This window comes from Acidimicrobiia bacterium (genome assembly GCA_016650365.1).
GTDB lineage: Bacteria > Actinomycetota > Acidimicrobiia > Spongiisociales > JAENVV01 > JAENVV01.
Map to the genome: position 1 here is coordinate 1 of JAENVV010000118.1, position 4605 is coordinate 4605.

The 4605-nt window shown below is 61.0% G+C and carries 5 protein-coding genes; 3 read left to right on the forward strand and 2 right to left on the reverse strand.

Going from position 1 to position 4605, the window contains the following annotated elements; all coding sequences use genetic code 11:
* Together JJE47_07065 and JJE47_07070 are read left to right on the forward strand one after the other, a co-directional pair.
* A partial coding sequence (locus JJE47_07065) for a hypothetical protein (protein MBK5267179.1) occupies positions 1-808 on the forward strand: 808 nt, incomplete at its 5' end.
* 39 nt (positions 809-847) lie between these two features.
* Positions 848-1999: a hypothetical protein gene (locus tag JJE47_07070; GenBank protein ID MBK5267180.1), complete on the forward strand. Its 1152-nt coding sequence runs from the start codon at positions 848-850 to the stop codon at positions 1997-1999.
* A gap of 27 nt (positions 2000-2026) precedes the next feature.
* On the opposite strand, the gene JJE47_07075 is transcribed toward JJE47_07070, so the two are convergent.
* The gene (locus JJE47_07075; protein ID MBK5267181.1) at positions 2027-2803 is read right to left on the reverse strand and encodes a hypothetical protein; all 777 of its coding nucleotides are present in this window, start codon (positions 2801-2803) and stop codon (positions 2027-2029) included.
* 195 nt (positions 2804-2998) lie between these two features.
* Here JJE47_07075 and JJE47_07080 point away from each other — a divergent pair, with 195 nt between their 5' ends.
* Positions 2999-3964, forward strand: a complete 966-nt coding sequence (locus JJE47_07080; GenBank protein MBK5267182.1) for a hypothetical protein — start codon at positions 2999-3001, stop codon at positions 3962-3964.
* Between the two features lie 5 nt (positions 3965-3969).
* Here the strand turns inward: JJE47_07080 and JJE47_07085 are convergent.
* Positions 3970-4605: MFS transporter (locus tag JJE47_07085; GenBank protein MBK5267183.1), on the reverse strand; the 636-nt coding region annotated here is incomplete at its 5' end.

The following is a 4605-nucleotide window of genomic DNA, read 5'->3' on the forward strand; positions in this document are numbered from 1 at the left end:
CTACCAACTCAACTTCTGTATGGACGTCCACACCGATGGCTGGACGGCAGCCGACGATTCGATGGTGGCGCTGGCGGTCGACCCACGCCGCCTCATCCAGGTAACCGTCAACGGAGAAATCGAGTGCGATTATGGACAAGTCCTCGTCGTGCAATCCACCTACTGGTTCTTCGACGGATCCTGGAACTGGCAGGGTGGTACGAACTGGGTCGAGACCCCTGAGGTGGGAGTGGTCATTTCCGGCGACCTCAACTTCGAATGCCTGGAGATCTTCGATCCCTTGACCGACGTGGCGTCCATCAAGGAGGCCGTGCCAACCACGCAAACGAACGTCAATCCGTTGGTGGATGGACTCACCGGCCTCGATACGTGGCTCTGGTATGACTTCTCCCAGATCTCCTCGCGCGAACTCGGTCCGTACACGCAGAGTATTTCGAGTCGTGGTCAGATCTGGAGTTTGACCACCGTCGCCTGGGTAGACCGGGTCATGTGGGACGTCGACTGCGTTGTCGCGTGCACGTTCCGGGGCATGCTGGCGGAAGTCGACGAATCCAAGTTCGACCATGTGCTCGACATGAACGACACGGCGGTTTCGCCCGCTTCGATATATGACGGTGGCTCGGGCACCGAAGAGGGAGCGGCCGCCATACATATCTACGAGACGAAGGCCGATTACATCATCTCAACGGCCACGGTGTGGCGGGGATACTACGAATTCCAGGGGGTGCGGTATCGATACGACCCCGTGATCGTCGCCCAGGGCCGCGGCTACATCGTCCACGAAATTCGGGCGGTTCCTCACGGATAACCTCGGAAACCCATCACTGGCCACCTACAGTTACTGCCGATGCGTTGGAGATTCCTGGACGACGGTTTCGATCTCGCCGAGCGAGATCGCAAAATACAAGACATCGACCGATGGTGGTCGGCGTTCGAACAGAAGGCCGACGCCCTCAATGCGCAGTTAGCCGGCGACGAGTCATGGGACCTGGTCGAATGGATGGGTGGCCTGGCCGAGGTGCACCCCGACTTGAAGTGGGAGTTCGGTCCGGCGGCGGATCAGCCCGGGCATCGCCTCGTCATCACGCCTGAGCACCGCTATGAACTAACCGAACTCGTCAGAACTCTGATTTACACGGCGCCGAAAATTGATGGCTGGGAGTTTCATGCGCTCCGGCTGCCCAGTGACCCCGACACGACCGCCGGGATGGTCAAGAGTCGCACCCGGGGCTCCATGACGGACGTTCGTGTGTCGCTCAAACCTGGCGAAAACAACCTGATCGACCTGCACTATTCGTCAAAGTCGCCCACCGCCAGCGACGACGCGTTCGTCGCAACCGAGGCTCTGCTGGGGGAGCAGGCACTCAACCGCTGGGTTGGGGAGGTCTCGGCTAGCAAGCCGGCGGGCCTGTTCGGAAGAGGAGCGCCAGACGGTGTCCCGTTCCCGGAACTGGCCGAGGCGTTCGATCACACCCGGCGTGAAATCCTGGCGACCCTGCCGGGAGAGCCCCACCACGTCTGGGTGGGTTCGGCGGGCCGGGCCGTGTTGCAGCTCGAACCCCACGAAGCCGACGACTATGCGGGCACCGAAGACGCGATCGTGGCGAGCACCGCCTCGCCCGAGCTTTGGCAAGCTTGCCACCGCGGGATCCGCTTTGATTCCCAACGGTTTTCGCGCCACGGTGAAATATTCCTCTACATCAAGATCGAACTGACAGAGGGCGATTCCGGATTCGCCAGCGACAACCGGGCAGACATCGAATACGCGTTGAACACAGTCCTGGTCAACGCCGAACTCGGGTGTGTCACGGGTGGCATCAAGGGAATTCGATATGCCTACGTAGATGTGTGCCTCGCAGATCTCGACGCCGGAATTCGGGCAATTCGCACGTCACTGCAAGCGAGTCAAGTTCCTGAGCGGAGCTGGATTCTCTTCTGTGATCGGATCTGGTCTGATGAGTGGATCGGCGTTTACGACACGACCCCGGCTCCTCCCTAGCGGAACCAGGCTTAACCGGTTCGGCCGTTATTTTTCGATGCTTCGGACGGCCAACCGCACCGACTCGTCGGTCACGTCGAGGACTTCCAGATACCGTGAATCTTTGAGGTCGATCGTCGGGCTTGTGCCGTAGATCGGCCCGTCGGGGGTGGCCAGACCGGTGGCAGTAACGGTTGTCCGGCCGACTTCGTCGACATAGGCGAATGCGACCGATACCTCGCCCGCCCAGATACAGGTGACATCAGCCGGGCATCGCGAATCATCAACGATGCCGAGGTACTCCATGGCGAAACTGGATCCGTCGATCACCGACCCGGGTCGCATCTCAAACGGCCGATCGATCTCGGGCTCGATAATGGACTCCGGGTCGGTATCGACCCAAAAGTCGACGTCGGACCCGTCGCCCAGCGCCAGTCGACCGCTGATGACCCCGTACTCGTCCGCGTGATTCAGGCTGAGACCTGACACGTCAAGGCGCTCCTTCTCGGGTGAGGTTCCGCGATCCGGGGTTAGCCGATACGCGTCGGTCAGGGTGACTGAGTCGTTGCTGAAGTCCAGAACCACACCGAGTTCCGCGGCTGCCTCGTCGCCGATCGACACCGTTCGCCACAGCCTTGTCGCGGCTTCGGTTCGCTCGGCTCGCCACACGCCGACACTTAATCCTGGCTCAAGACGGGCGCCGCTATCGACGTCGAGGGTCTGGTCGTACCGGGCTTGGATAGGCACGAACAACGATGCCCCAGGACCGGGTTCCGCACAGGCGGAGATGATCAGTAGGACAACGAACGGCAGTAGTTTCTTCATGGGGATCTGACGATCTCGAGTGCCGGAAGGTTCCTGTTGGGCCATTCAGGTCGGCGTGGCGCGCAGTATCTGCCACCATAGATAGACCCTTCCGGACATACGGAGGGGTTCACCGGCGTCGGTCCAAGTGCTTTTGGAAGTTCTCACGGGCGGCGTCATACATCAGAGCGAAGTTCCATCAGGGAGATGTTCAACATGACCAACGCAACCAACGGTGGCCCACCCACGCGAGATGAGTCCAGAAACCGCGCCCAGCTGGTGACAAACCGGCTACTGGCGTTGGTCGCTGTGGCGCTCATTGCTCTGGTGGCGGTGTTCGTCTTGCGAGATGACACGCCGTCTGCTTCGGCGACGACTTCGACCACCGCGCCCGTGTCGACCGAGGAAAGTACGCCTGTCGACGAAAGCACGATCGTGCCAGAGGATGGCACATCCACAACCGTGACCGGCGCGACGACCACCATCCTGTCCTCCACGACCTCGGTTCCCGTTGAGCCCACCGTACCCGTTCCAACCCCTGATGAACTGGCCGCCGCGGCAGCGGTCGTCGACGAATGGATAAACGCTCTCGGGACGGGAGACGCCGACACCGCCTGGGACTTGATCGACCCTGCTTCCCAAGAGGCGTTTGGCGGTCGGGCCTCGTTTGATGGATCCTTTTCCGGTCTCGTTGAAGGGTTCGGCGCATGGGCTTCGAGCGCCGACGTCTTGAAGTACACGAACGCAGTCCCGTTCACCGACCCGGCTACCTTCTTGATTACCTGGGTCGGCACCGTTTCCCAGGAAGGCACCACTGCGGTGCGGGCCTTCGCCATTCCGGTCACTACGGATTCCCAGGGCACCGTGAAAGTGCAGCCGTTCGTGCGAAGTGACCTGGTGCAGTTCGTCGTCCCGGAAGTGTCGGATCCTCCGGCGGAGTTCGCGTCGATCACAACCTTCGAATTCGACATTCCGACCGGGGCGGTTCCGTTCGTATTCGTCGACGGATTTTATGAAGATAATCAGGAGGTCGTCGATCAGGGCGATGGGACATCCCGGGTCTATGTAACCCCGGACGGCAACCTGGAAGTCGGCGCATCGCACGTCCTGGGCGTACTGTATGTCGAGCCCGGGATTTCGCACGCAGAGGCGGTCCCCTTCACGATTGGTGACGGCAGCTAGGAGGGTTACGTCACCGGTTGGTGTCGCCGCCGGTGGGGAAGGTACCAACTGAATGTGGCGCCCAGGAGAGCGGTTGCAGTTGAAACCCAGAAGGCGGTTGCGAACGAGCCGGTCGTGTCGAATAGCCATCCCCCCAGCTGGGGGGCGATGATCTGGGATATTCCGAAGAAGACGGTGATCGCTCCGAAGGCCGCTCCGAAACGGCGAGGATCGAGAGAGTCCGATACGGTGGCTGCAATCACGGCTGGTACGCCGGTGAAGGACAAGCCGAAGATGACGACGGCGACGATAACGAGGCCGGGCACTGAGGTTTGCGTCAGAGCCGCTGCGGACGCCATTCCCAGGTAGGCAGCCACCATGGCAGGTTGTCTACCGAGCCGATCCGACAAGGCGCCATAGATGATCCCGCCCGGGATCATGGCGACACCGAACAGGAGGAATGTTGCCGAGGCCTTGGCGGCCGACCAGCCCAGATCTTCTTCAAGGCTGGCCACCAGAAAGATGGTGAACAGGGCATATGAGATGCCGAAGCTCATGTACCCGCCGAGCAGTTGGGGCCAACCGGGGACCAGTTTGACCGAAGCCAGGTGGACTGGATCCTTCGATTGGACGGTGCTGATTCGCAACCACCAAACGGCGCC

What these genes read in the sequence shown, in the direction of transcription:
- JJE47_07070 (MBK5267180.1), top strand. Translation starts at nt 848, where the DNA reads ATGCGTTGGAGATTCCTGGACGACGGTTTCGATCTCGCCGAGCGAGAT.
- JJE47_07080 (MBK5267182.1), top strand. Translation starts at nt 2,999, where the DNA reads ATGACCAACGCAACCAACGGTGGCCCACCCACGCGAGATGAGTCCAGA.
- JJE47_07075 (MBK5267181.1), bottom strand. Translation starts at nt 2,803, where the DNA reads ATGAAGAAACTACTGCCGTTCGTTGTCCTACTGATCATCTCCGCCTGT.